Raw genomic sequence first — 25,992 nt, forward strand, 5'->3', positions numbered from 1 at the left:
GCCCTTGCCGCCACCGCTCCAGAGCGAGAAGCGTGTGCGGGGGCCATCGCTCCGGCAGGAGTCGATCAATAGTCACCGGGCGAATCCGTCCTCGACGTTCTCGGTCACCACCGGACCACCGGTTCGAATGATCGGTGTCTCGACGTGTTCGGCGATCCCCTCGTATACCGAAGTGCCGATCTCTCGCCGAGGGAACGGCGTCCGATCCACAGCCAGGTCAACGAGGTCGTCGAACCGGCCGTCGAGTAGTGCGGAGGCTCGCTTCTTGTCGGCACGCAGCCACCTGTTCATCGGCTGGTCCAGTGTGCTGCGGAGGTCGTCGACGGCGTCCGCCAACTCCCACAGTCCACCCAAGCTGGCTACACGGGGCCGGCTGGCGGGGGGCTTTGCCGCCCACGAGTGGAACGTGCGCTTGTTGATGCCGGTGGCCTTGAACATCTCCTTCTGCGTTAGGCCCAGTTCGGCTCGGATTCGTTCGAAGGCATCAAGAACATCGACCGTCTCGTCGACCTGTTGCTCGTCGGACAGCACCGTATCGATGAATGTATACGGCATCGTCAACCACAGCGCCGAGCCCGGAAGGTTCATCTGCCCGTCGAGACTCTTGAAAACTTCGACGCGAACCTGATCCCATCCGCACGGGTCGAGGGCTCCAGAGAAATGCGCGACGACATCCCGCAACCCCGGCGATGAACTCATCTCCACGAACGTGCTGGACCAGAGTCCGTCCTCGCAAGGGGCCGGGTACAGGCCCTTTTGTGCTCGGGCCCAGGAAGGTGACCGGAGCACGCGGGAGCCGGTCGGCTGCTGCTCCATGATCGTCATTTCGCGCTCCCTTCTCGAAGCTCTTTCAGGTAGGTATCGGTAACCGACGCCTGAAAAAGTGACAACGAAGTGCGGTTCAGCCGCTCCGCTGAGATGACGACCTCTCGCACGTCGAACGTGAATGAGGAGTGGCGGAACACGTCCGTATCGAGTAGATACTGCACGCACTTGCCCGAATCATCGCGAACTGGTCCATGCCGCAGCAACGCGCCGTGATGATCATCAAGCCGGATCTCCACCTGCTGTTGAGCACCTCGAACACTGCCGCCGAACACTGGGTTAAGCACAGGGCCCAGAAGGGTGTCGTCGATCCGGCCACGCCAAGCCTCTGCAGAGTTGAACCCACTGTCATGGAAGCGGTCGACGTACCGCAGACCGATGCGGTGCACCAACGATGGCTTGACTAACCGTCCGAGAGATTCGACCAGAACGGTTAGCGGAGCCTTCATGCTGGTACGCCACCGCTCGTAGCGGTTGACCTGCATGATCAGGATGTCGGGCATGAGCGTGACGTGTGCTCCGTCCGCGGAAGCAATTTGCCACCCACTGGACTCCGCTGCCACCTGGGAAACGCCGTTGGCCCCGAAGTCGATCCTCATCTGCTGTTGGACGGTGGGTTGAATGCTCGGGAAGTCCACCCCCGTGTTCTCCACAAGGTCGTCCCGGAAAGCAGCGGCGACCTCCGGTGTGATCTCGTCGGTACGGGCGGTATACCGGATCTCGATCACTGCGACTTCGAGGGGAGCGTTTCCGAGCAGGGTCGGATCGGCCGAGGGCAGCCCCCCCAATGGAACGTCCTCAGCTGGGCGAAGTGTGTGTGGATCGATGGTCATACTGTCCTGTCCATAGAGATGCACCTTAGATGCACCTACCGACAAGTGTAGGCGCTATCGTCAGAGATGAGGAGCAGGAGAGGCAGCGGCCCCCGGTCCGGAAATAGCGAACGCGGCTTCAAGGGATCTATGCGCCGCTCGATCGCATCTCGTCTGTCGACACGGGAGTGCGAAAGGCCATTTCGAAGCGGATGGTGCCGCCGCAAAACGGAACCTACCTAAGGACGGCTTAGGCGCAGTGTGCTGCTCTGCCGCCGTTGGGCCGGCCCGCACGCCGTCAGAGAGCCATTTGCCCTTCCAACACCGTGGGCTGTCAACGCGGCGATCTCGGCAGGTAGGTCAGCCACGAAGCGGAGCTCCAGTTCGTCGATTGCGTCTCGTCGCGCCGCTTCGAGAAGCAGGGTCGCATCGTCACGATGGGGGAGAACTCCGTGATCGCGCGCATAGCGATCTGTGACGGTATCGATGAGATCGTCCAACGAGGTGGTGAGAAGAAGCGCATCGTCGCCGGCGTGGCGCTCTGCGAACTCCTCGCGGCGTTCGCTGGACCATGTTGCTGGATAAGAAAGATCTGACAGATACAGCTGCTTGATGGCCGCCTCCAACTGGCCTGACCACCCGTAGTCAGGCCAGTCGTGGATGACCGCCTGGACGATCGCGTCGAATTGCGTGCTCACGAAGACCACTCCTCCCGTTGAGGGACCTGGTCCAGATTCTGCCCGATGGTGCCGACGCCGCTAGCCCGACAAGCGCGGTCACGACGCCTCGACGTCTAGATCGTCGGCTGAATGACCCTTCGGGACAGTCTGGCGGTGCGCGGGCAGCTCTTGAACAGAGGACGACTGCTCCCGCGGAGCCGAAATGCGCGAGGGACGCGAGGATTGCGAGTGTTGTTTGGCCGACACATCTTTGTAGGGCGGGTAGACGGTCCACAACAGGACATTCCGATGATTTCGAGCGCCATCGTCTTCGATCGCCCAACCCAGACTCCGTAGCGCGGGTGCGTGCCGTCGTAGGACGGCCGTGACATCCCGCCCGTTCCGGGGCCACTCCTTCGGCCTGCGCCAGGTGTCGCCGGTTGGCGTGACTGTCGCCAGCAGGTCGCCTCCGGACTTTGCGACGAGCGGTTCCCGGATGTGCAGCCGTAGCTGTTCGATGAACGGGTCGGCGGACAGGCTGTCTTCGGAGAGTTGATTGGCGCGTGACAGGTAACGCCGGAAGCCATGGGTCGACAGAATCTCGTCAACGGCCGCCAGCGTGCGACTGAAGTCCGCCATCCGTGGCGACACGTCGACCGAAATGGTTTCCAGCCGTTGATGGACGACGGCGGCCAGATCGAGAAGCCCGCCCAAAATCCCTGGTAGAGCCGTGCGCCACTGTTGTCGCATCGTGGCTTCCGGTTGTCGCATGTGGCGATCAATGCGTCGCAGGTCGACAGTCGCCAGTCGCTCCGCGAGGTCGGGCCGCACTGCTCCGACGTCGATGCCGTTGATGATGACGCACCGCCGAAATTTGATGACTGCGAGATCGGAGTCTGTGTACAACGCCCGTTTGACGTTGCCGTCGCCGGTGGCGGCGCGGCACAGAGAATCCGACAACCACGGCGAGATAGTCGACAGGTTGTCCAAGGCAACGACCCACGAACCGGAGGCTGCAGTGACCCACGAGTCGGCGTCACGCGGTGCCTGCCGCAGGGGGACCGGTGACGGGTCGATGAGATCGACCAGCATGCGCGTGGTTGTGCTCTTGGCGCTGCCCTGCTCGGCGAACAGCGCCAAGATCGGGTGGGGGACGTCCGTCTGGACAAGAGCGGCAACGAGGGCAGCAAGGAGGACCGGTCGGTCTTCAAAGTCGACGTTGACGAAATCCCAGAGCTTCTCGACATTCCCGCCCTGAGCCGGCAGCGGCATCGCCCCGGTCAACTTGGTACGCAGAAAGCGCACAGGTGCCCGTTCGGTGAGCGTCCACCGGCCCTGTCGGATACGAATCGTCTGGACATCGGGCCGTCCGGTGTCGATGTAAATGGTGCCGTCATCGTCAGCGACGCGGAGGTTGAGGCGTTCGGGCGGCTTCGTGGCAGCCAAACCTTCGAGGATCAGGGTGGCGTCAGTCAGCGCCTGGCCGCCGGCGACCGCGCCGGTTTCGGCGAAGTACCGTGCGGCGAGGTCGGCGCGTAGACCGGCCTTGCCGGCGCGGAGCAGCATCACCAAGTGCGGGCGGTCGCGGTCAGCGCCGAACGGCTCGCCCTCTTCTGAGAGCCCGAGCAGGTAGCGTTCCTGTGCCATGCTGACCAAGCGTGCGGCTACCGACTTCTTGTCCGTCTCGGTGTTGTCGCTCATAGGATTTCCTGCATACGGTGCTTATGCAGGCTGCGTTGACGAGCTATTCTCATGTGGAACTTCCGTGTCGGATGATCAGGTGGTTCGAACAAAGACCTCGGCTAGGCCCCGGGGTCTTTTTCGTGGGTGCGGTTCACGCGGCGTCTCCGCCTCCGCGCCGGGTTGCGCTTTCTTGCTCCGAGATCCATCGCAGCACTTCGTCGCGCCGGTAGACGACTCGGCGGCCCAAGGTGAAACTGGCCGGTCCGATGTCGCAGTGGCGCCAGTAGCGGAGAGTTCCAACGGGAATGCCGATGATGTCTGAAACCTGTTTGGCACTCAGTAGATCCATGTAGCTGCTCCTCAATAGTGGGTTCTGTCAACGAATCCAACGGTGGTGGTGGCGCCCTGCATTTGTCCACCAGTACCCTCAACTTCGCCTATAAATTGGCTCCAGTCGAACGATTTCGTCGGCTGTCGGTGGTCGGTGGGAATCTGGCACCCAACGGAGGTGGCTCACATGCAGCGACGAAACCGCCGCGCCGGCGTCGAGGACAGGTGGCGTCGATCGGACGGGACCCCTGCCGCGCGCAATGGCAAAGGGCGCCGATGGTTGGCCCGGTATGTCGATGATCAAGGCGGTGAGAACACCCGTTCGTTCGACCGCAAGGTGGACGCTCAGGCCTTTCTCAACGAGATCACAGCCGCGCAGACGATAGGAACCTATGTCGCGCCAAAAGCCGGGCGCATTACCGTCCGTGAATTGCACGCCAAGTGGCTTGGTACCCAGGGCCATTTGAAGGAGACGACGGTTGCGACACGCGCGTTCGCATGGTCGGGCTACGTCGAAGGCCGGTGGGCCGCGGTCGCAGTAGCCGACGTGCAATCGTCGGATATCAGGGCGTGGGTGCAGCAATTGGCGGCGGGTGGAGCCAAACCGGCCACCATCGAGAATGCGCTTAGCGTCCTGAGACAGATTCTGGAGATGGCCGTCGACGATCGACGGATCCCCCGCAATCCGTGTATGGGAGTGAAGTCGCCGCGACGACAGCACCGAGCACGGGGCTACCTGACGCACCGGCAGGTGGAACTTCTGGCCCGCGAGGTCGGCGAGTACGCCATCGTTGTTCGATTTCTGGCCTACACCGGGTTGCGCTGGGGCGAGATGGCAGCGCTGCGGGTGGAGTCATTCGACATGCTGCGTCGCAGGGTGAATATCCGTGAGGCGGTCGCCGAGGTGAAGGGACGTGTGGTGTGGTCGTCGCCGAAATCCCACGAACGTCGCTCGGTGCCGTTCCCGGCGTTCCTGGCCGAGCCGCTGGCCGTGCTCATGATGGGTAAGCGGCGTGAGGACTTGGTGTTCACATCGCCAGGAGGAGCACTGCTGCGAGTGTCGACGTGGCGGCCGCGGGTCTTCAACGTGGCCGTCCAACGTCTCCAGGCAGCAGACCCGGCGTACCCCACCGTGACACCGCACGACCTTCGCCACACGGCGGCGTCGCTGTCGATCAGCGCGGGGGCCAACGTCAAGGCCGTCCAGACGATGCTCGGGCACGCGTCCGCAGTCCTGACCCTGGACACCTATGCAGACTTGTTCCCGGACGACCTGGAGCAGGTTTCGGTTGCACTAGATGCGGCGCGGATGCGGTCTTTGGAATCCACTGCGGACCAGCTGCGGACTGGGAAGTAAGAAGGCCCCGACCAGAATTCCCGGTCAGGGCCTCTACCTGCGAACACACCAGTCGGGGTGGCGGGATTCGAACCCACGACCTCTTCGTCCCGAACGAAGCACGCTACCAAGCTGCGCCACACCCCGAGTGAAGCCACGACAGCGTATCGCACCCCCGCGGTGTGACACCAAACGCGCCTGGCCGCACTGAGGTGCACGTCACGACACGCCGGTGGATGCATTTGGGTTGTCGGTGGCGTTATGCAAACTGACGGTAGAAAACGACTAAGTGAGGCGAGAAATGACCGGGCTCGGCGCTTCGATCTATCTGGGATTCTTCGTCCTGGCCGCCTTGTGGCTGTTCCTGACGTCCGACGGTCCCCTCATGGGCCGGTCCGAGGATCAGGGCCAGCGGCCGGAGCGTTCGAATTCGACCAGGACCTCGGCCCACGGCGAGGGGTCCAGCCCGTGGCTGGTAAGCCACTCGTCGCAGAAGTAGGTGTCCGCGTAGCGGTCGCCGCTGTCGGCGAGCAGGGTCACCACTGACCCGCTGCGTCCGTTGGCGACCATTTCGGCAAGTAGCCCGAAGGAGCCCCACAGGTTCGTCCCGGTGGACGGACCCACCCGTCGCCCCAGCACCGCACTCGCATGCCGCGCGGCAGCGACCGACGCCGCATCGGGCACGACGACCATCCGATCCACGACGTCGGGCAGAAACGACGGCTCCACGCGTGGACGGCCGATGCCCTCGATCCGCGACGACATCCCCGTGACGACGTCGCCGCGCCCCTGCGCATAGGAAGGGAAGAACGCCGAGTTCTCCGGGTCGACCACACACAAGCGCGTCTGGTAGCGGCGGTACCGGATGAACCGGCCGATCGTCGCACTGGTGCCACCGGTGCCCGCGCCCACCACGATCCAGTCGGGCACGGGGTGGGCCTCGTCGCGCATCTGATCGAAGATCGACTCGGCGATGTTGTTGTTGCCGCGCCAGTCGGTGGCGCGTTCGGCGTTGGTGAACTGGTCGAGATAATGGCCACCGGTCTCCGCGGCCAGCCGCTCGGCCTCGGCATACACCTGCGACGACTCGGCGACGAAATAGCAACGGCCGCCTTGTGATTCGATCAGGGCGATCTTGCTGGCGCTCGTCGAGCTCGGCATCACCGCGATGAACGGCAAACCCAGCAGCGCCGCGAAATACGCCTCTGACACCGCCGTCGAACCCGATGACGCCTCGATGACGGTGGTGTTCTCGTCGATCCAGCCGTTGCACAGCGCATACAGGAACAACGACCGCGCCAACCGGTGCTTGAGGCTGCCGGTGATGTGGGTGGTCTCGTCCTTGAGGTAGAGCGCGACATCAACCGTGTCGCACCACGCGGTCGGCAGCGGATAGCGCAGCAGGTGCGTGTCGGCGCTACGGCGCGCGTCGGCCTCGATCAACCGAACCGCATTGTCGACCCACTTGCGTGGCCGGCCCCGGCTGGCGCTCGTTGCCGCGCTCAAGGCGCTCAGCGCACCGAGACGCTCGGGTGGGACTGGCCCTCTTGGATGCCGGTGAAGGACCCGCCGATTGGTGCGGCGACCAGAGTCAGCAACGTGGCCTCGGGGCGGCAGCAGAACCGCACCGGTGCATACGGTGAAGTGCCGATGCCTGCGGACACGTGCAGCTGCGTGTGGGCGCCCCACTGGGAGGCACCCTTTGCCCGCGAACGATCGAGATCGCAGTTGGTGACGACCGCGCCGTAGAACGGCAGGCACAGCTGGCCGCCGTGGGTGTGCCCGGCCATGATCAGCTGATAGCCGTCGGCGGCGAAACGGTCGAGCACCCGCGGCTCCGGCGAATGGGTCAGGCCCAGTCGCAGGTTCACCGCCGGGTTGGCGGGTCCGGCGATCGTCTCGTAGCGGTCACGCTTGAGGTGCGGATCGTCGACGCCCGCGGCCGCGACCAGCAGGCCGCTCACCTCGAACTCGCGCCGGGTGTGCGTCATGTCCAGCCAGCCGCGCTCGGTGAACGCCGCGCGAAGGTCCTGCCAGGGCAGCGGCTCGCCGTGCAGGCGGCGAGTCGGATTGGTCAGGTAGTTCAGCGGGTTCTTCGGCTTCGGACCGAAGTAGTCGTTGCTGCCGAACACGAAAACCCCGGGCACGGCGAGCAGGTCGCCGAGTGCCTGCACGACGGCGGGCACGGCCTTCGGGTGGGCGAGGTTGTCACCGGTGTTGACGATGAGGTCCGGCTCCAGCCGCGCCAGTTCCCGCAGCCAGTCCTGCTTGCGGCGCTGCTGCGGACGCATGTGGATGTCGCTGATGTGCAGCACCTTCAGCGGTGACGATCCGGGAGAGAGCACGGGCATCGTCACTTCACGCACGGCGAATGCATTGCGCTCGATGAGCGACGCATAGCCGATCCCCGCAGCCAGCGAACCGGCGGCGGCGACTGCGGAATTCTTCAAAATCGAAGACGCGGGCATGAAGCAGAGCTTACTGCCAGCCCACCGTTCACTGCGATTTCACCGCGGTCAGCGTGGGCCAGACCACAGGGCTGTCACGGCGGTGGTGGCGGGGCCCCCGGTGGTGGTGGCGGCGGTGGTGGCGGACCCAGCACCGGCACCGTGATCGGCGGCAGTCCCGGGATCTGAACCACCGTCTGCCCGACCGGCGGCGGCAGACCCGGTATCGCACCCGGTGGCGGGGGAGGCGGTGCCGGCGGGATGCCGTTGGAGATCTGGATCGTGATGATCGACCCGGGCACCGTTTGACCGGCCGGTGACGTGCCCACCACTGATCCGTACGACGCGGTGCTGTTCACCGGCGTCGACTCGTTGGCGACCTGGAAACCCGCGTCGCGCAGCCGCTGCCGCGCGGTGCTCTCGCTCATCCCGGAGACACTGGGCACCCGCGAGCCCGGTGCGCCATCGACGTAACGGGGGTCGGTCGGCGGCAGCGTGACGGGCCCGAAGTTGTTGGCGATCGGCATCATCGCGCTGAACCACGTCCGGGCGGGTTCGTTACCGCCGAACAGGTTGCCGTCACCGCCGCACTGGCGCAGCGGGTAGGAGCACAGTGCGCCCGGCGCGGTCGAGTCGTCGTAGATGTAATTGGCCGCGGCGTACTGGTTGGTGAAACCGAGGAAGCCCGCGGAGCGGCTGGCCTCGGTGGTACCGGTCTTGCCCGACATCGGCAGATTCCAGCCGACCGAGCCAGCGGCACCGGCGGCGGTGCCCGCGCCCGTGTCGTCCTTGCTCATCGCGTTGGCGAGAGTGTTGGCCAGCCCCTCGGGTACGACCTGTTCACACGTCTCGGTGGTCACCGACACCTGCTTGCCGTCGCGGTCGATGACCTCGGCGATGGGATTGGGCGGGCACCACATGCCGCCGGACGCCAGCGTGGCCCCGACGTTCGACAACTCCAATGCGTTGACCTCGATGGGGCCCAGCGTGAACGAGCCGAGATTCTGTCGCTTGACGAAGTCGGCCAGGCTCTCGTTGCTCTCCGGGTCGTAGTCACGGGCGGTGCCAGGCAGCGCGTAGGAACGCAGGCCGAGCTTGACCGCCATATCGACGGTGCGCTGCACACCGACCTGCGAGATCAGCTTGGCGAAGGCCGTGTTCGGCGACGTGGCCAGCGCATCGGTGACGCTCATGGTGCCGCGGTAGTTGCCGCCGTTCTGCACACACCACGTCGCCGGTGGGCAGCCCCTGGCACCACCGCTGCCCAGACCCTTGGCCTGGAACCGGGCGGGCGCGTCGAGCTGAGCGTTGATGCCCATGCCCATGTCCATCGCGGCGGCTGTGGTGAAGATCTTGAACACCGACCCTGCGCCGTCGCCGACCAGCGAGAAGGGCTGGGGTTGCATGGTCTCCCCGGCCTCCAGGTTCAGGCCGTAGGTCCGGTTGCTCGCCATCGCCAGGACCGGATGGGACTCCTTGCCCGGCCTGATCACGCTCATCACGCTCGCGACGCCGTCGAGGTCGGGACTTGCGATGTTGTTGACCGCCGTTTTCACCGGAATCTGTACGTCGGGGTCCAGAGTGGTCTTGATCAGGTATCCGCCCCTGGCGACCTGGTCCTTACTGATCCCGGCGCGCGCGAGGTATTCGAGGACGTAATCGCAGAAGAACGCGCGATCGCCCGCGGCGATACAGCCGCGCGGCAACTCCTTGGGCACCGGCAGAACGCCCAGGGGCTTGTCCTTCGCCGCCCGCAGCGCCGCGGCCTCCTCGGGGATGTTTTCGATCATGGTGTCCAGCACGACGTTGCGGCGGGCCAGGGCGCCCTCGGGATTCGTGTACGGATTGAGGGTGCTGGTCGACTGCACCATGCCGGCCAGCAGTGCGGCCTGTTCCCAGTTCAGCTCGGAGGCGTTGATGCCGAAGTACGTCTGCGCGGCGTCCTGCACACCGAACGCGCCGTTGCCGAATGAGACGAGGTTCAGATAGCGGGTCAAAATCTCGGGCTTGGTGAAGGTCTTGTCCAGCGTCAGCGCCATCCGGATCTCGCGCAGCTTGCGCGCCGGTGTGGTCTCGATGGCCGCCCGCTTCTCCGCGTCGGTCTGCGCGATCACCAACAACTGATAGTTCTTCACGTACTGCTGCTCGATCGTGGAGCCGCCGCGGGTGTCGAGGTTTCCGGACAGATAACCGGAAAGACCGGTGAGAGTGCCCTGTACATCCACGCCGTTGTGTTCGGCGAACCGCTTGTCCTCGATGGACACGATCGCCAGTTTCATGGTGTTGGCGATCTGGTCGCTTTGCACCTCGAACCGACGCTGGCTGTACAGCCACGCGATGACGTTGCCCTTGGCGTCGACCATCGTCGACACCTGCGGCACCTCACCCTCCACCAGTTGCGCCGAACCGTTGGCCACCACGTCCGAGGCACGGTTCGAGACCAGTCCGAACCCTCCGACCACGGGAAACATCAGGGCCGCGAGGACGACGCTGGCCAACACACAGCACCACGCGAGCTTGATCACCGCGACCGCGGTCGGCGGTGGGGGCGGCGGGGTCTCGGGCATGCGTACAGAGTAGCTAGCGGATTCCGCCAGCAAAATTCGCAGATTTCCCCCGGTTATCGCCTCACATTGTTAGCTCGCCGACCTGCGCGCGCGTCAATTTCCGTCAAGGACGGCACGGTTGTCCCAAAAAAGTGGCCTTCTACGTATTGCGCAGAAGCGTTCTGACCACTTAAGTTGTGCTGACAGTGCGATGCAGGTCACACTAGACCGTCGCAACGTGACGTAGAACGCACTAACGCGCTCTGCACCAGGAGAGTAAGCCGTCGTCGGGGGGCGGCCGGAACGAAGGGGAACGCTGGTGTCCGGTACGAGGCCCGCAGTGCGGAGGACAAGCATGACAATTTCTGCCCCCAGTGTCGTCCAAGGCGCCGAGGCTGAGGCACGCATCGCCTGGGTTTCCCAGGCACGCTGCCGTCAGGCCGACCCCGATGAGCTTTTCGTCCGCGGAGCCGCGCAGCGTAAAGCAGCCGTGATCTGCCGGCATTGCCCGGTGATCCTGGAATGCGGCGCCGATGCGCTCGACAACCGGGTGGAGTTCGGTGTGTGGGGAGGCATGACCGAACGCCAGCGCCGTGCCCTGCTCAAGCAGCACCCCGAGGTGGTTTCCTGGGCCGAGTTCTTCGCCGCCCAGCGCAAGCACCGCAGCGCTGTCTAAGCCGCTCCGGCTGGATTGCGGCTCACGCCGCAGGCGTCTCGCCGGTGATCTGATCGGCGATCGCCCGTAACGCGTCCAGGTCGGAGACGTCGAACGGCAACGACGGCACACCCACGATCGCCACATGTGGATTGGCGCCCGTGAACCGCGACAGCAGCCTGATCTCCCGCTTGGACCGTCCCGCACGGTCGGAGTGGATCCGCAGCGCCGCCGCGGTCACTGAGTCGGGATCGGCGGCTTCGATGGCATCCGCGGCCTCGTCGGCCTTGTCGGCGTGTAACGACGACAACATCGGGTGGGTGCGGTTGAGGATGAGCCCAGACAGCGGCATGTGTTCCTGTGAGAGCCGGTCGATGAAGAACGACGCCTCACGCAGCGCGTCGGGTTCGGCGGCGGAGACCACGACGAACTGGGTGCCCCGGCGCTTCAACAATTCGTAGGTGCGGTCGGCCTTCTCCCGGAACCCGCCAAACGTGGCGTCCAGCGACTGCACGAAAGCCGCTGCATCGCCGAGCATCTGAGAGCCGAGCACCGTCGAGAGTGCTCGCATTGCCAACCCCATCGCGCCCGTCACCAACTTGCCGATACCGCGGCCCGGTCCCAGCAGCAGCTTCCACAGCCGACTGTCCATGAAGCCGCCCAACCGTTTTGGCGCATCGAGGAAATCGAGCGCGTTGCGCGACGGGGGAGTGTCGACGACGACGAGGTCCCAGCGGTCCTCGGAGAGCAGCTGGCCCAGCTTCTCCATCGCCATGTATTCCTGCGTGCCCGCCAGCGACGTCGCGACGGTTTGATAAAACTGGTTGTCCAGAATCTCTTGTGCGCGTTCTTTTCCGGAGTACTGGATCACCATTTCGTCGAATGTGCGACGCATGTCGAGCATCATCGCGTACAGCTCGCCCGACACCTCGGGGGCCAATGGCACCCGCTGCGGCGTATTGCCCAGATCCTTGATGCCCAGCGCCTGCGCCAGCCGCTTGGCCGGATCAATGGTCAGCACCACGACGGTGCGACCGTACTCGGCGGCGCGCAACGCCATCGCCGCTGCGGTGGTGGTCTTGCCGACACCGCCTGCGCCGCAACACACTACGACGCGATTGGACGTGTCGGCCAGGATCGAGGCCATGTCGAGTGCGGGCGGTGTGGTACTCATCTGACCCCCTGGTGGGCGAGCGCTTCGGCGAGTTCGTAGAGGCTACCGAGATCTACGCCATCGGAAATCTGCGGCAACTCGAGACGGGCCACGTCGAGCTCGTCGAGTTGCTCGGCGCTTTCGGCACGCGCCTGAATTCGGGTGGCGTGCTGGATGGTCTCGGTCAACAGCCCCGCGAAGTCTGTGTCGGACAACGTAATTCCCGCATCGGTGAGTCCTGCCCGCACGGCGTCGGCGTCGATCACCCCCTCGGCGGCCTTGGCCAGGTCATCCGGCGACAGGTAGGAGGGGATGTTGCGATTGACGATGACACTGCCGATCGGCAGGCCCAACTCCTTGAGCTCGTCGATGGCCTCCAGCGTCTCCTGGATGGGTAACGCTTCCAGCAGCGTCACCAGATGGATCGCGGTGAGGTCGGAGTGCAATACCTTCACGACGCTCTCTGCCTGCGAGTGCACGGGGCCACCCTTGGCCAGTTGCGAAACGGCCTTGGTCACGTCGAGGAAGCGGGAGATACGGCCGGTCGGCGGCGAGTCGACGACGACGGCGTCGTAAACCGGCTGCTTTCCCTTCTCGGCACGGGTGACGATCTCGCGGATCTTGCCGGTGAGCAGCACGTCACGCAGGCCCGGTGCGATGGTCGTGGCGAACTCGACCGCCCCGATTCGTCGCATCGCCCGGCCGGCGATGCCCAGGTTGTAGAACATGTCGAGGTACTCGAGGAACGCCGCCTCGGTGTCGATCGCCAGCGCGTTGACCGTGCCGCCACCGTCCGCCGTGGCGATCTTGACCTCCTCGTAGGGCAGCGGTGGCACGTCGAATAGCTGCGCGATGCCTTGTCGCCCTTCGACTTCCACCAACAACACCTTGCGGCCGCCGGCGGCGAGCGCCAGCGCAAGCGAGGCGGCGATGGTCGACTTGCCGGTTCCGCCCTTGCCGGTGACGAAATGCAGTCGTGCCTTGGTCAGGCGCGACGGCCAGCCGACCGCGCCGCGATCCTCAGAGGTGGTGCCCACCCGTGCATGCTAACCAAGTGCACTTGGCTGCCCGATAAGCTCAGCAACATGAGCGAAGAAACCAGGTGGGCGACGTGAGCGAAGCGATCAAATGGGAATACGCCACCGTTCCGCTGCTGACGCACGCGACCAAACAGATCCTCGATCAGTGGGGAGAAGACGGCTGGGAGCTGGTGTCGGTACTCCAAGGACCGACCGGTGAGCAGCACGTCGCCTATCTCAAGCGACCAAAATGAGCCCGTCGGCCAGACTCGCCGAGCTGGGCATAACGCTGCCCGACGTGGTGCCGCCGTTGGCCGCCTATGTGCCCGCGGCGCGTACGGGGAATCTGGTCTACACCGCCGGTCAGCTGCCCATGGAGGCGGGAAGTCTGCTTCAGGCAGGCAAGGTGGGGGCCCAGGTCACACCGGAGGACGGCAAGGCGCTGGCGCGGGTGTGCGCACTCAACGCGATGGCCGCGGTGCATTCGCTGGTCGGCATCGATTCGGTCACCCGCGTGGTCAAGGTCGTGGGCTTCGTCGCCTCCGCGCCCGGCTTCAACGGCCAGCCCGGAGTCATCAACGGGGCGTCGCAGCTGTTCGGTGAGGTCTTCGGCGACGCCGGGGCACACGCCCGCTCGGCCGTCGGCGTCTCGGAGCTGCCGCTGGACGCCCCGGTCGAGGTCGAAGTGATCTTCGAGGTCGCGTGAGCGCGTGACCCTCGAGCACCCCGCGTACAAGAAACTCCGTCCGGTGACGGAAACCGCGTCGGTGCTGTTGTGCGACAACCCCGGCCTGCTGACCCTCGAGGGCACCAACACGTGGGTGCTGCAGGGACCGGGCAGCGACGAGATGGTCATCGTCGACCCCGGACCCGAGGACGACGAGCACATCGAGCTGATCGTCGGCCTGGGCAAGATCCCACTGGTACTCATCAGCCACAAGCACGAGGACCACACGGGTGCGATCGACAAGATCGTCGACCGTACCGGCGCGGTGGTGCGCTCCGTCGGCAGCGGCTTCCTGCGGGGCCTCGGTGGACCGCTGACCGACGGTGAGGTCATCGACGCGGCCGGCTTGCGCATCACAGTGGTGGCCACGCCGGGGCACACCGCGGATTCAGTGTCATTCCTGCTCGACGACGCGGTGCTGACCGCCGATACCGTCCTGGGCCGCGGCACGACCGTCATCGACAAGGAAGACGGCAGCCTGCGGGACTACCTTGAATCGCTTCGGCGGCTGCGTGGCATCGGCCACCGGACGGTCCTGCCGGGCCACGGCCCTGAGCTCACCGACCTGGAAGTGGTCAGCGATATGTACCTGGCGCATCGCGAAGAGCGACTCGAGCAGGTGCGGGCAGCGCTACGCGAGCTCGGCGACGAGGCCACCGCGCGGCAGATCGTCGAGCATGTTTACACCGACGTCGACGAAAAACTGTGGGATGCAGCGGAATGGAGCGTCCAAGCCCAGGTCGACTACCTGCGCAGCTGACAGTCAGCGGGCGCGACGGGCCAGGCGCTCGCTGTCAGAGATCAGAACGCTCTTGCCCTCCAGCCGAATCCAGCCGCGGTGGGCGAAGTCGGCAAGCGCCTTGTTGACGGTCTCGCGCGATGCGCCGACGAGCTGAGCGATCTCTTCCTGCGTCAGGTCGTGGGTGACGCGCAGCGCGCCGCCCTCCTGGGTGCCGAAGCGCTGGGCCAGCTGCAGAAGCTGCTTGGCCACGCGGCCGGGCACGTCGGTGAAGATCAGGTCCGCGAGGTTGTTGTTGGTGCGGCGCAGCCGGCGGGCCAGCACGCGCAACAGCTGCTCGGCGATCTCCGGGCGGTCGGCGATCCACGCACGCAGGGCGTCGCGGTCCATCGAGACGGCGCGCACGTCGGTGATCGTCGTGGCGCTGGACGTCCGGGGGCCGGGGTCGAAGATCGACAGCTCGCCGAACATGTCCGACGGGCCCATGATCGTGAGCAGATTCTCGCGGCCATCGGGAGAGCGGCGGCCGATCTTCACCTTGCCGGAAACAATGATGTACAGCCGGTCGCCGGGTTCCCCCTCGGCGAACACGGTGTGCCCACGGGGGAAGTCGACGGGCTGCAGTTGTTTGGTCAGCGCTGAAACGGCGCTGGGTTCGACCCCCTGGAAGATTCCGGCCCTCGCCAGGATCTCGTCCACGTTGCCCCTCTTAAGCTGTTGGCTGATATGACATGCGAAGGCCCACCTCTAAATGGTTAGCGCGATCAGTCTAGAGGTATGCGCCTAAGTGACCAGCCCACGCTACACACGATTGGGTTGCCGAGTCCGCTGAAATTCAGGATTGATCGCGCTGTGGACAAGGACTCGCGTCGGCAAACCCGGAGTATCCCCGCCCGGTATTCGGTCGTTCTGTTTGGATGCTTGCCCGTGCAATCGCCGATGCTGGCGGTCGATGGCGCGGCTCATACCGTCTCGCGCAAGTGTGTTGACGTCGTCGGCCTCGGCTTGTTCGAGAAACGCCGCCACGTCGCTGGACGACACGGTGTCGCGGGACAGGCTCGTCTCGAGCCGTTCCAGCGCGAAAGTTGCCAGCATCAGCAGCCCAGGAATTAGGGCCACGAGCAACCAAGACACAAGGCAGAAGTAAACACGCCCAAGGTCTCAGCGGGATTACGAATTGTCACCGGTCCGCGCAGTGTTCCGTGACGGCCTGTCAGAGCCGATCAGTAGGCTGTTTTCGTGACTGTGCCCAAGCGCGCCCGCAAAAGAGACGGTGAGACCCGCCTCGGTCTCGTCCGTCGGGCGCGGCGAATGAATCGTGTGCTGGCACAGGCATTTCCACATGTCTACTGCGAATTGGACTTCACCAATCCGCTCGAGTTGGCCGTCGCCACGATTCTGTCGGCACAAAGCACCGACAAGGGCGTCAACCTTGCGACCCCCGCACTGTTCAAGAAGTACCGGACGGCGCTCGATTATGCGCAGGCCGACCGCACCGAACTCGAGGAATTGATCCGGCGCACCGGGTTTTACCGGAACAAAGCCAACTCCTTGATGCGGTTGGGCCAAGAACTCGTCGAGCGGTTCGACGGACAGGTGCCCGCGACGCTCGAAGAGCTCGTCACGCTGCCCGGCATCGGTCGCAAGACCGCCAACGTCATCCTCGGAAACGCCTTCGGCATTCCCGGCATCACCGTCGACACCCATTTCGGCAGGCTCGTCAGGCGCTGGGGATGGACTACGGAAGAGGATCCGGTGAAGGTCGAGCATGCGGTCGGCGAGCTCATCGAGCGCAGCGAATGGACCGACCTGAGCCACCGCGTGATCTTCCACGGCCGCCGCGTCTGCCACGCCCGCAAGCCCGCCTGCGGCGTATGTGTCCTCGCCAAGGACTGCCCGTCCTTCGGCGCCGGTCCCACCGACCCGCTGATCGCCGCGCCTCTGGTCAAAGGCCCCGAAACCGAGCACCTGCTGGCACTGGCCGGTCTCTAGCCGCCGTCCCCACGCATCGAATGAACACCTCGACCCGCTGGACCGTGGCCGTGATGGTCGTGGTGGTCGCCCTCGGTGCCGCGCTGTGGACCCAGCTCGGCGGCGACGAATCCCAGCCGGGCTCGACGGGTCCGGGCGCCTCCCGCGACCGGCGCGACGCCGACACCGCGGAGGCGCTGGCCGAACCACGCGCCAGCGCCGACCTGATGCCATGCCCGACGCCGGGCGCCGGGGAAGGACCGGAGGCGTTGCGCGGCATCATCCTGGAATGCGCCGGTGACGGGTCCAGCGTCGACGTCGCCAAGGCGGTCGCGGGCCGCACGGTCGTGCTCAACCTATGGGCCTACTGGTGCGCGCCGTGCGCCCAAGAACTGCCCGCGATGGCGGAGTACCAGCGTCGGGTCGGTTCGGAGGTGACGGTGCTGACGGTGCATCAGGACGAGAACGAGACAGCGGCCCTGCTGCGACTGGCTGAGCTGGGCGTACACCTGCCGACGCTGCAGGACGGCCGCAGGCGGATCGCGGCCGCGCTGAAGGTGCCGAACGTCATGCCCGCGACGGTTGTGCTGCGTGCGGACGGTAGCGTTGCCGAAATCCTGCCGCGGTCCTTCGCCGATGCCGACGAAATTGCGGCCGCCATCGATCCACAGTTAGGAGAGCCGGGGTGAGTTGGGCCAGCGACGGGAGCGAACTCGTTCCCCTCAACGCTGGAGCGGCCCCATCGTGGCTCAAACCGCTGGTCGACAACGCCAAAGACATCAAGCACGCCTACCGCCGGCGGGTGCCTCCCGAGGTGCTGGCGATGATCACCGCCGCGAACACCAAGGCCGCGGTCACCGGGGCGCGGCGTGACGCCGCGGTGCTGGTGCTGTTCTCCGGTCCGCCCGATTCTCAGTCCGGCGGCCTTCCCGACGATGCCGAACTGCTGGTGACCGTGCGTGCGTCGACCCTGCGTCACCACGCCGGACAAGCCGCATTCCCAGGTGGGGCCGCCGATCCCGGCGACACCGGACCGGTGTTCACCGCGCTGCGCGAGGCTACCGAGGAGACCGGCATCGACCAGGCCCGATTGCAGCCGCTGGCCACCCTCGAGCGGATGTTCATCCCGCCGTCGGGCTTTCACGTCGTGCCGGTGCTCGCCTACTCGCCCGATCCGGGGCCGGTGGCGGTGATCGACGAGTCCGAAACGGCGGTCGTGGCGCGGGTCCCGGTCCGGGCATTCGTCAATCCCGAGAACCGAATCATGGTCTACCGCAAGGAGAACACGCGCCGCTCCGCCGGCCCGGCTTTCCTGCTGAACGAGATGCTCGTCTGGGGATTCACCGGGCAGGTGGTCTCGGCGATGCTGGACGTCGCTGGCTGGGCGCGGCCGTGGAACACCGACGACATCCGCGAACTAGAGGACGCAATGGCGCAAGTAGGAGACGCCGCCGGCGGGCAGTCGCGGAGCGACTTGGGGATCGACACCCGCTACGGTAAGGCGCAACCATGACATCGTCGCAGTGGCTCGACCTCGCTGTCCTCGCGGTGGCGTTCATCGCCGCCGTCTCGGGGTGGCGTTCCGGCGCGCTCGGATCGTTGCTGTCCTTCGTGGGCGTGGTGCTCGGCGCGGTGGCCGGTGTCCTGCTGGCCCCGCACGTCGTCGCCAACCTCGAGGGTCCTCGCACCAAGCTTTTCGTGACGCTGTTCCTGATCCTCGCACTGGTGGTCGTCGGTGAGATCGCGGGCGTGGTGCTCGGCCGGGCCGTGCGGGGCGCCATTCGCAACCCGGGGGTGCGGACGCTGGACTCCACCATCGGGGTGGCGCTGCAAATCGTCGCCGTGCTGGTGGCCGCGTGGATGCTCACCTACCCGCTGCAAACCTCCGACCAGCCGAACCTGGCCGCCGCCGTGCGGGGCTCGGTGGTGCTCAAGGAAGTGGACGACGTCGCGCCGAGCTGGCTGAGGTCCGTGCCGACGCGGCTGTCGGCGCTGCTGGACACCTCCGGTCTGCCCGACGTGTTGCAGCCGTTCGGGCGCACGCCGATCGTCGCCGTCGACGCTCCTGACGCCGCGCTTGCGGGCGACCCCGTCGTTGCGGCGACGCGGCCCAGCGTGGTCAAGATCCGCGGTGTCGCGCCCGGATGCCAGAAGGTGCTCGAGGGCACCGGATTCGTCGTCGCTCCGAATCGGGTGATGTCCAACGCGCACGTCGTCGCCGGTGCGGAAAGTGCCACCGTCGAGGTCGACGGGCGGACATACGACGCGTACGTCGTCTCGTACGATCCGCAGGCCGACATCTCGATCCTCGACGTTCCCGACCTGACCGCCACACCGCTGGAATTCATCCAGGGTGAGGCGGCCACCGGGACGGACGCCGTCGTGATGGGTTATCCGGGTGGTGGCGACTTCGTCGCGACGCCTGCCCGTATCCGCGAGACCATCGAGCTCAACGGTCCCGACATCTACCGCAACACCACCGTCACGCGTCAGGTGTACACCATCAGAGGCAGTGTGCGACAAGGTAATTCGGGTGGACCGATGATCGACCGGACCGGCAAGGTGCTCGGTGTGGTCTTCGGTGCGGCAGTCGACGACGCCGACACCGGCTTCGTGCTGACCGCCGAAGAGGTCGGGCGTCAGTTCGACAAGATCAACAACAGCCAGCGCGTCGCCACGGGATCCTGCGTCACCTAGTCAGGCGCCGTACACCTGCGCCACGTAGCGCGACAGCTGATCGTTGACTGCTTCCGGCGCCTCCTCGTGAGCGAAATGCCCTGCGCCGCCGATCGATACGTAGCGGCCATGCGGTGCGTAGCGCTGGGTTCGATACACCGGGTCGGCGAGGACGTACGAGTCGGCGTCGCCGCGCAGGTGCAGCACCGGTACGTTGATGGGCCGCCGCATCGACCGCATGAACCGCCGCCCTTCACCGCGGAACTGGCTCCGCACCGCCCAGCGCTGGTATTCCAACGCCGAATGAGCGGCCGAGGGAATCTGGATCGCGCACCGCATGTGCGAGATCGTCTCGGAGAAGTCCTCGGAGGCAAGCCATTTCTCGCCTGCGCGGCTGCGGACCAGCCGCTCGAGTTCCGCACCGTTGTGGCGGGTCAACGAGTGCTCTGGCCATGCCGGAATCTGGTAGCGCAGCATCCACGGCAGCAGCGCCCGCCCCTGGTCCCGTCGCGTCAGCGCCGACGCGCGCAGTGCCACCGGATGTGGCGAACTGACAACGGCGATCGACCGGACCATGCGCGGATGCAGCACCGCGGTCGCCCAGCAGACCAGGCCGCCGTCGGCATGACCGACCAGTGTTGCGGCCTTGTGGCCGAGTGCGCGAACCAGCCCGGCGGTGTCGCCGGCCAGCGTCCAGCCGTCGTAACCGCGTGGCGGTTTGTCACTGCCGCCGTAGCCGCGCAGGTCGACGGCCACCACCCGCGCACCCGTCAACCCGCGGAGTTGGTGACGCCATGACCACCAGAACGAGCCGAACCCATGCAGCAGGATGACCAGCGGGCGCTCCGTGACAGGTATGGACGATGAGTCCTGGGAGTGCGCCTCCACCACATGGAAGCGAATTCCATTGGCGTGCACCTGGAGATGGTTCCAGGGACCGTCGATCCGAACGACCGACGGATCGGGTGGCATTACCAGCCTGACGGGTCAGAGGTCGACGCCGGCTTGCCGGACTTCCCGTCGCCGTTCGACTCGATCGCCACGGCGCCGGTCCTGTCATGGCCCGGTGTCAGTGCGTCGGGCAATTCCCTGACCGACTCGATCGTCTTCTGCGGTCCCCTGATGCGGCGGACCTTGAGATAGCCGAGGAGCGCGAAGATCGCGGTGACCAGGACCATGACTCCAAACACGATCAGGAATGCCGCCCATCGCCACAGCCAGGTGTCGAGCAGCTCGGCGGCGAAGAAGAAGAAAAAGAAGGTGGAGTAGAAAAGCACCACGAGCGCGAGGACGAAGAAGACGCTGCCGGTCAGGCCCTTCTTGACGTCACGGGTGATCTCGGCCTTGGCGAGTTCCACCTCGGCGCGTACCAGCGTGGACACCTGCGCGGTGGCGTCTTTGACGAGGTCGCCGATCGACGGGTCGGGCTTGGGAGCGTGCGGGTCGACCAGTGGTATAGAGGTCACGGTGGTCGGCACGCCATTCCTGCGATCGCTCACGACAATTCCTCCCGCATTCATGTCGGTCTGCGGTTCATGTTGCCATGCGGCGCGCGGTCAAACGATTCCGGCCGACGTTAGACTTGGACGACGAACGGGATCGCAGGTCGGGCGAGTCGAGGAGGTTCTTCAGTTGAGGAGCAGCGGCCGCTGCCTGCGGATCCCCATGGTTGTCGCCACCCTGATCGCGTTATTCGTGCCGACCGCCGCGATCGCGCACGCCCAGGATCCCGTCACGCTGGGCGGTGGCTCGGGTCTGGTGGTCAACGGCGAGACGTTCTGCACGCTCACTGCCATCGGTAACGACAACCGGGGCAGCCTTATCGGATTCACCTCCGCGCACTGCGGTGGTCCGGGCGCGCAGGTCGCCGCGGAGGGCCACGAGGATGCCGGCGTGCTCGGCACGATGGTGGCGGGCAACGATCTTCTCGACTACGCGGTCATCCAGTTCGACCCGCAGAAGGTGCGTCCGGTCAACAACATCGACGGATTCCAGATCGACGGCCTCGGCCCCGACCCCGTCGTCGGCGACATCGCCTGCAAGCTCGGCCGCACCACCGGGTACTCGTGCGGCATCACCTGGGGCCCGGGCGACGAGCCGGGTACCTTCATCAACCAGGTGTGCGGGCAGCCGGGCGACTCCGGCGCACCGGTGACCGTCAACAACCGGCTGGTGGGCATGATCCACGGCGCGTTCTCCGAAGAGCTTCCGACGTGCATCATCAAATACATCCCACTGCACACGCCCGCGGTGAACATGTCGTTCAACACGCAGTTGGCCGACATTGTCGCGAAGAATCGGCCCGGCTCCGGATTCGTTCCCGTCGGTGCAGCGCCGGCCGCCTGACTAGGTCTCGCTCCTCGCCTACCGGTAGTCGATGACGACGCGACCGTCGATCTGGCCACGCTCCATCCGCTCGAACACCTCGTTGACGTCGTCGAGGCCCGCGCTCGTGACGGTGGGGTGAATGAGCCCGCGGGCGTAGAAGTCGAGCGCCTCGGCCATGTCCTGGCGGGTGCCGACGATCGAGCCGCGAATGGTGAGTCCCTTGAGGACGATGTCGAAGATGGGTGCTGGAAAGTCGCCTGGCGGAAGGCCGTTGAAGACGATGGTGCCGCCGCGCCGCGCTAGGCCGATCGCCTGCCCGAACGCCTGTGGATGCACCGCGGTGACGAGCACACCATGCACGCCGCCCGTCGCCTTCAGCACTTCGGCAATCGCATCCTGGGTCTGGGCGTTCACGGTGACCTCGGCGCCGAGTCGTTCGGCAAGTGCCAGCTTCGCGTCGTCGATGTCCACGGCCACCACGCGTAGCCCCATCGCTCGGGCATACTGCACCGCGATATGACCGAGACCGCCGATGCCCGAGATCGCGACCCACTGACCGGGTCGGGTGTCGGTGACCTTGAGCCCCTTGTACACGGTCACACCGGCGCACAGGATCGGAGCAACCTCGAGCGGATCCGCGCCCTCGGGGATGCGCGCCGCGTAGGCGGCGTTCACCACCATGTACGTGCCGAAGCTGCCGTCGACTGAATAGCCGCCGTTACGTTGGCCCTCGCACAGCGTCTCCCAGCCGGTGCGGCAGAATTCGCAGCTGCCGCACGCCGACCACAGCCACGCATTGCCGACCTTGTCGCCGACAGCGAGATCCTGAACTCCCTCGCCGAGGGCCACTACGGTGCCGTATCCCTCGTGCCCGGGAACGAAAGGAGGAGCCGGTTTCACCGGCCAGTCACCGTGCGCCGCATGCAAATCGGTGTGGCAAACGCCTGATGTCTCCAGCTTGACGAGGGCTTCGCCGTATCCGGGCACGGGTAGTTCCACATCTGTGATGTCCAGTGGCGCACCGAATTCTGTAACCACCGCGGCGCGCATCGTGGCGACCGAGGTGCTGCCGGCGACGTTGTTGTCGAGTGTCTGTGTCATGTTCGTACTCCTTGTTGGTTGGCGGGTTGATCGATGATTAGTCGGGTATCAGAAGAATCCGAGAGACTTGTCGCTGTAGGACACGAGCAGGTTCTTCGTCTGCTGGTAGTGGTCGAGCATCATCAGGTGGTTTTCCCGGCCGATGCCGGACTGCTTGTAGCCGCCGAAGGCCGCATGTGCGGGGTACTGGTGGTAGCAGTTGGTCCACACCCGGCCGGCCTTGATATCGCGCCCGGCCCGATACGCGGTGTTCCCGTCGCGCGACCACACGCCCGCGCCGAGTCCGTAGAGGGTGTCGTTGGCGATGCCGATCGCGTCGTCGTAGTCCTTGAACGACGTGACCGCGACGACGGGTCCGAAGATCTCTTCCTGGAAGATTCGCATCTTGTTGTTGCCCTCGAAGATCGTCGGCTGCACGTAGTAGCCGCCGTTGAGGTCACCGCCGAGGTCAGCGCGTTCGCCCCCCGTAAGGACATGCGCGCCTTCGCTTTTGCCGATCTCGATGTAGGACAGGATCTTCTCGAGCTGATCGTTGGATGCCTGTGCGCCGATCATCGTCTCGGTGTCCAGTGGATCGCCCTGCCGGACGGCCTTTGTGCGAATGGCCGCCATCGCGAGGAAGTCCTCGTAGATGTCGGCCTGAATCAGGCTGCGCGACGGGCAGGTGCACACCTCGCCCTGGTTGAGGGCGAACATCGTGAACCCTTCCAACGCCTTGTCCTGGTAGTCGTCGTTGGCCGCGAGGACATCGGCGAAGAAAATGTTCGGGCTCTTGCCGCCCAACTCCAACGTCACCGGGATCAGGTTCTGCGATGCGTACTGCATGATCAGCCGGCCGGTGGTGGTCTCGCCGGTGAACGCGATCTTGGCGATGCGGTTGCTGGATGCGAGCGGCTTACCCGCCTCGACGCCGAAGCCGTTGACGACGTTGACCACGCCGGCGGGTAGCAGGTCGCCGATCAACGACATCAGGTAGAGGATCGACGCCGGGGTCTGCTCGGCAGGCTTGAGTACCACCGTATTTCCCGCCGCCAGCGCGGGAGCCAGCTTCCACACCGCCATCAGGATCGGGAAGTTCCACGGGATGATCTGGCCGACGACGCCGAGCGGTTCATGGAAGTGATAGGCCACGGTGTCTGCGTCGATCTCGGACAGCGAGCCTTCTTGTGCGCGGATCGCGCCCGCGTAGTACCGGAAGTGATCGACCGCCAACGGCACGTCGGCGTTCAGGGTCTCGCGGACCGGCTTGCCGTTGTCCCACGATTCGGCGACAGCGATCGATTCGAGGTTCTCCTCGATGCGGTCGGCGATCCGGTTGAGAATGATGGCGCGTTCAGTCGCCGAGGTCTTGCCCCAACCGGGTGCGGCGGCGTGGGCGGCGTCGAGCGCCTTGTCTATGTCGGATTCGTCTGAGCGGGCGACCTCGCAGAACACTTCTCCCGTGATGGGGGACCGGTTCTCGAAATATCGGCCGGCAACGGGCGGCACCCACTGCCCGCCGATGAAGTTGTCGTACCGCGACTCGAATGACATCACGGCGTCCGTGTTGCCCGGTCTTGAATAGACGGTCATGGATCTTCCTTCCCTGTCCGGTGTCGCCGACACCAGCTGTGGCGCACGTCACTGAAGGTAGGAAAGAAAGGGTTGCACCACGGTTGCAAGCTTTCGCAACGGTTGGGCGGCGGCGACTAACCCAGTTCGAGATCAAGGCCGGCAAGGTGCCCGCTGGCCCGTGCACGCGCCGCTGGTCCCGTTCCAGCGACATCGTGAAGCATCTGCCATCCGTCCCGGTCATCGCGGCCTTCCGGCGTCTCCAGCCAGCGGCGAAGTAGTGCGGGCCGTCCAGCCGCCAGCACCGCGCCGCGAACACTCATGGAAAGTTCGGTGCGAACGCGCGCGATCGCCGGTGACACCGATTGCGGCAGAAGCGGACCGGCATAGCAGCGGAGCGCGTCCTCGACATCGTCGGCGGCGAGTGCGTCGAACACCTCACTGAGGTCACTGCTGACCAACCCGGTCAGTCGGTAGGGACGCGAATCCAGGTGGTGTGGACCGATCACACGGCGCAGTCGCGACATTTCCGCGCGCACGGTGACAACGTCGAGATCCTTCTCGTCGAGCAGCAATGCAAGGTGGTCGGCGCTGAGCCCCTCGGGGTGGCGGGTCAGCAGAACAAGGATGTCGGCGTGCCGGCCGGTCAACGAGAACGATTGAACTCGGCCGTCGTCGTCGGGCGCGATCCAGCGCGGACGATTGCCGCCCAGAACGGCCAGTCGTGGCTGTGCCGTTGTGGGCGTCGTCTTCGAGGCCGTCAGATGCATCAGCGCCAACTGGCTTTCGACCGCCGCCACCGTTGCGCGAACCAGCCCCAGCGCCTGGGGCGAGGCGACCTGGCCGTCGCCGGTCAGGTCCACGGCGCCGATGAGGGCCCCGGTCGCCGGATCATGGACGGGGACCGCTGTGCAGTTCCAGGGTTGGACGATTCGGGAGAAGTGCTCAGATTCGCGGATCTGGATTTCGCGGTCCAGCGCCAGCGCCGTCCCAGGGGCATTGGTCCCCGCACCGCGTTCACTCCAATCGGCACCGGGAACGAAGTTCATCGATTCGGCCCGGCGGCATGCCGCACTGTCACCCTCGACCCACAGCAGAGTGCCATCCGCCGCCGAGACCGCCACGACCACACCGGAATCGGCGGCGTCGCTGACGAGCAACCGACGGATTATGGGTAACGTCGCCGCCAACGGGTGGCCTGCACGCATCTTGGCGAGGGTGGTCTCGTTGCGGCACAACGCTGCCGCCGCTGGTGAACCGCTCAGGTCAGGGTCCACACCGGTGGCGATGCTGCGCTGCCAGCTCTCGACCACCACGCGTCGAATGGCCGCGGCGGCAAGGTAGGACGCGTCGACCTGACCTGCGACGAACAACTCATGCGCCCGGCGCAGTGCAGCGGGGACTGCGGATCCGGTTGTGTCCATCGCCCTCCTC

General features: G+C 65.6%; 27 protein-coding genes and 1 tRNA gene. 10 read left to right on the forward strand and 18 right to left on the reverse strand.

Going from position 1 to position 25,992, the window contains the following annotated elements; translation table 11 throughout:
* Nucleotides 1-72: 72 nt before the first annotated feature.
* From M1248_RS07045 to M1248_RS07065, 5 genes are all read right to left on the reverse strand, one after another.
* A complete protein-coding gene (locus M1248_RS07045) occupies nucleotides 73-825 on the reverse strand; it encodes a hypothetical protein (protein ID WP_043985060.1) in 753 nt (250 codons plus the stop codon).
* Nucleotides 822-1,658, reverse strand: coding sequence for a TIGR04255 family protein (locus M1248_RS07050; RefSeq protein ID WP_070953156.1), 837 nt, complete (start codon nucleotides 1,656-1,658; stop codon nucleotides 822-824). The genes M1248_RS07045 and M1248_RS07050 overlap by 4 nt, the downstream gene beginning before the upstream one ends.
* 218 nt (nucleotides 1,659-1,876) lie before the next feature.
* Nucleotides 1,877-2,335, reverse strand: coding sequence for a transposase (locus M1248_RS07055; protein ID WP_131822210.1), 459 nt, complete (start codon nucleotides 2,333-2,335; stop codon nucleotides 1,877-1,879).
* A gap of 78 nt (nucleotides 2,336-2,413) precedes the next feature.
* Nucleotides 2,414-3,997, reverse strand: a complete 1,584-nt coding sequence (locus M1248_RS07060) for an ATP-binding protein (protein WP_067992223.1) — start codon at nucleotides 3,995-3,997, stop codon at nucleotides 2,414-2,416.
* 133 nt (nucleotides 3,998-4,130) lie between these two features.
* On the reverse strand, nucleotides 4,131-4,328 hold the full coding sequence (locus M1248_RS07065; RefSeq protein ID WP_062657835.1) for a helix-turn-helix transcriptional regulator: 198 nt from the start codon (nucleotides 4,326-4,328) through the stop codon (nucleotides 4,131-4,133).
* A 168-nt stretch (nucleotides 4,329-4,496) separates the two neighbouring features.
* On the opposite strand from M1248_RS07065, the gene M1248_RS07070 reads away from it, so the two are divergent.
* On the forward strand, nucleotides 4,497-5,666 hold the full coding sequence (locus M1248_RS07070; protein ID WP_067992226.1) for a tyrosine-type recombinase/integrase: 1,170 nt from the start codon (nucleotides 4,497-4,499) through the stop codon (nucleotides 5,664-5,666).
* Nucleotides 5,667-5,718: 52 nt separating this feature from the next.
* Here M1248_RS07070 and M1248_RS07075 read toward each other — a convergent pair.
* From M1248_RS07075 to ponA2, 4 genes are all read right to left on the reverse strand, one after another.
* Nucleotides 5,719-5,792: transfer RNA gene (locus tag M1248_RS07075), tRNA-Pro, on the reverse strand.
* Between the two features lie 255 nt (nucleotides 5,793-6,047).
* Complete coding sequence (locus M1248_RS07080; RefSeq protein WP_317147920.1) at nucleotides 6,048-7,151, reverse strand: PLP-dependent cysteine synthase family protein; 1,104 nt, start codon at nucleotides 7,149-7,151, stop codon at nucleotides 6,048-6,050.
* 5 nt (nucleotides 7,152-7,156) lie between these two features.
* On the reverse strand, nucleotides 7,157-8,113 hold the full coding sequence (locus M1248_RS07085) for a metallophosphoesterase (RefSeq protein WP_083126271.1): 957 nt from the start codon (nucleotides 8,111-8,113) through the stop codon (nucleotides 7,157-7,159).
* A 74-nt stretch (nucleotides 8,114-8,187) separates the two neighbouring features.
* Nucleotides 8,188-10,659 carry a transglycosylase/D,D-transpeptidase PonA2 gene (gene ponA2 / locus M1248_RS07090; RefSeq protein ID WP_163731795.1) on the reverse strand — a complete coding sequence of 824 codons (2,472 nt, stop codon included), beginning with the start codon at nucleotides 10,657-10,659 and terminating at the stop codon, nucleotides 8,188-8,190.
* Between the two features lie 298 nt (nucleotides 10,660-10,957).
* Here ponA2 and M1248_RS07095 point away from each other — a divergent pair, with 298 nt between their 5' ends.
* Entirely contained in the window at nucleotides 10,958-11,314 is a 357-nt protein-coding gene (locus tag M1248_RS07095; protein WP_163731792.1) for a WhiB family transcriptional regulator, read from the forward strand.
* A gap of 22 nt (nucleotides 11,315-11,336) precedes the next feature.
* Here M1248_RS07095 and M1248_RS07100 read toward each other — a convergent pair whose 3' ends face one another.
* Nucleotides 11,337-12,467, reverse strand: coding sequence for an ArsA family ATPase (locus M1248_RS07100; protein ID WP_163731789.1), 1,131 nt, complete (start codon nucleotides 12,465-12,467; stop codon nucleotides 11,337-11,339).
* On the reverse strand, nucleotides 12,464-13,483 hold the full coding sequence (locus M1248_RS07105) for an ArsA family ATPase (RefSeq protein ID WP_163731786.1): 1,020 nt from the start codon (nucleotides 13,481-13,483) through the stop codon (nucleotides 12,464-12,466). Before M1248_RS07105 ends, M1248_RS07100 begins: the two co-directional genes overlap by 4 nt.
* Nucleotides 13,484-13,557: 74 nt before the next feature.
* On the opposite strand from M1248_RS07105, the gene M1248_RS07110 reads away from it, so the two are divergent.
* Genes M1248_RS07110 through M1248_RS07120 form a run of 3 tightly spaced genes read left to right on the forward strand, consistent with a single transcriptional unit; the run spans nucleotide 13,558 to nucleotide 14,952 of the window.
* Nucleotides 13,558-13,719 (forward strand): DUF4177 domain-containing protein, encoded by a 162-nt coding sequence (locus tag M1248_RS07110; RefSeq protein WP_163731782.1) that lies wholly within the window; start codon nucleotides 13,558-13,560, stop codon nucleotides 13,717-13,719.
* Nucleotides 13,716-14,171, forward strand: a complete 456-nt coding sequence (locus M1248_RS07115; RefSeq protein ID WP_163731780.1) for a RidA family protein — start codon at nucleotides 13,716-13,718, stop codon at nucleotides 14,169-14,171. The genes M1248_RS07110 and M1248_RS07115 overlap by 4 nt, the downstream gene beginning before the upstream one ends.
* A 4-nt stretch (nucleotides 14,172-14,175) precedes the next feature.
* A complete protein-coding gene (locus M1248_RS07120) occupies nucleotides 14,176-14,952 on the forward strand; it encodes an MBL fold metallo-hydrolase (protein ID WP_163731777.1) in 777 nt (258 codons plus the stop codon).
* Nucleotides 14,953-14,955: 3 nt separating this feature from the next.
* On the opposite strand, the gene crp is transcribed toward M1248_RS07120, so the two are convergent.
* The gene (gene crp, locus M1248_RS07125; RefSeq protein WP_014210546.1) at nucleotides 14,956-15,630 is read right to left on the reverse strand and encodes a cAMP-activated global transcriptional regulator CRP; all 675 of its coding nucleotides are present in this window, start codon (nucleotides 15,628-15,630) and stop codon (nucleotides 14,956-14,958) included.
* Between the two features lie 102 nt (nucleotides 15,631-15,732).
* Entirely contained in the window at nucleotides 15,733-16,026 is a 294-nt protein-coding gene (locus M1248_RS07130; RefSeq protein ID WP_232076639.1) for a hypothetical protein, read from the reverse strand.
* 216 nt (nucleotides 16,027-16,242) lie between these two features.
* On the opposite strand from M1248_RS07130, the gene nth reads away from it, so the two are divergent.
* From nth to marP, 4 genes are read left to right on the forward strand one after another with little or no spacing between them, the layout of a single operon-like run.
* Nucleotides 16,243-16,923: an endonuclease III gene (gene nth, locus M1248_RS07135; RefSeq protein WP_163737840.1), complete on the forward strand. Its 681-nt coding sequence runs from the start codon at nucleotides 16,243-16,245 to the stop codon at nucleotides 16,921-16,923.
* Between the two features lie 20 nt (nucleotides 16,924-16,943).
* Nucleotides 16,944-17,591 carry a TlpA disulfide reductase family protein gene (locus M1248_RS07140; RefSeq protein WP_163731771.1) on the forward strand — a complete coding sequence of 216 codons (648 nt, stop codon included), beginning with the start codon at nucleotides 16,944-16,946 and terminating at the stop codon, nucleotides 17,589-17,591.
* Nucleotides 17,588-18,415 (forward strand): CoA pyrophosphatase, encoded by an 828-nt coding sequence (locus M1248_RS07145; protein ID WP_317147921.1) that lies wholly within the window; start codon nucleotides 17,588-17,590, stop codon nucleotides 18,413-18,415. The genes M1248_RS07140 and M1248_RS07145 overlap by 4 nt, the downstream gene beginning before the upstream one ends.
* Nucleotides 18,412-19,599 (forward strand): acid resistance serine protease MarP, encoded by a 1,188-nt coding sequence (gene marP, locus M1248_RS07150; RefSeq protein WP_163731765.1) that lies wholly within the window; start codon nucleotides 18,412-18,414, stop codon nucleotides 19,597-19,599. Before M1248_RS07145 ends, marP begins: the two co-directional genes overlap by 4 nt.
* On the opposite strand, the gene M1248_RS07155 is transcribed toward marP, so the two are convergent.
* Both M1248_RS07155 and M1248_RS07160 read right to left on the reverse strand, forming a co-directional pair.
* Nucleotides 19,600-20,550, reverse strand: coding sequence for an alpha/beta hydrolase (locus M1248_RS07155; RefSeq protein ID WP_317147922.1), 951 nt, complete (start codon nucleotides 20,548-20,550; stop codon nucleotides 19,600-19,602).
* Nucleotides 20,550-21,098 (reverse strand): phage holin family protein, encoded by a 549-nt coding sequence (locus M1248_RS07160; RefSeq protein ID WP_174262114.1) that lies wholly within the window; start codon nucleotides 21,096-21,098, stop codon nucleotides 20,550-20,552. Before M1248_RS07160 ends, M1248_RS07155 begins: the two co-directional genes overlap by 1 nt.
* A 145-nt stretch (nucleotides 21,099-21,243) precedes the next feature.
* Here M1248_RS07160 and M1248_RS07165 point away from each other — a divergent pair, with 145 nt between their 5' ends.
* Nucleotides 21,244-21,924, forward strand: a complete 681-nt coding sequence (locus tag M1248_RS07165) for a S1 family peptidase (protein WP_163731756.1) — start codon at nucleotides 21,244-21,246, stop codon at nucleotides 21,922-21,924.
* Nucleotides 21,925-21,942: 18 nt separating this feature from the next.
* On the opposite strand, the gene adhP is transcribed toward M1248_RS07165, so the two are convergent.
* From adhP to M1248_RS07180, 3 genes are all read right to left on the reverse strand, one after another.
* The gene (gene adhP / locus M1248_RS07170; RefSeq protein ID WP_317147923.1) at nucleotides 21,943-23,007 is read right to left on the reverse strand and encodes an alcohol dehydrogenase AdhP; all 1,065 of its coding nucleotides are present in this window, start codon (nucleotides 23,005-23,007) and stop codon (nucleotides 21,943-21,945) included.
* 48 nt (nucleotides 23,008-23,055) lie between these two features.
* Nucleotides 23,056-24,579 (reverse strand): aldehyde dehydrogenase, encoded by a 1,524-nt coding sequence (gene adh, locus M1248_RS07175; protein WP_317147924.1) that lies wholly within the window; start codon nucleotides 24,577-24,579, stop codon nucleotides 23,056-23,058.
* Between the two features lie 116 nt (nucleotides 24,580-24,695).
* The gene (locus M1248_RS07180) at nucleotides 24,696-25,982 is read right to left on the reverse strand and encodes a helix-turn-helix domain-containing protein (protein ID WP_163731747.1); all 1,287 of its coding nucleotides are present in this window, start codon (nucleotides 25,980-25,982) and stop codon (nucleotides 24,696-24,698) included.
* Between the last annotated feature and the right edge of the window lie 10 nt (nucleotides 25,983-25,992).

Source organism: Mycobacterium sp. 29Ha (assembly GCF_032883055.1).
GTDB classification, from domain to species: domain Bacteria; phylum Actinomycetota; class Actinomycetes; order Mycobacteriales; family Mycobacteriaceae; genus Mycobacterium; species Mycobacterium gallinarum.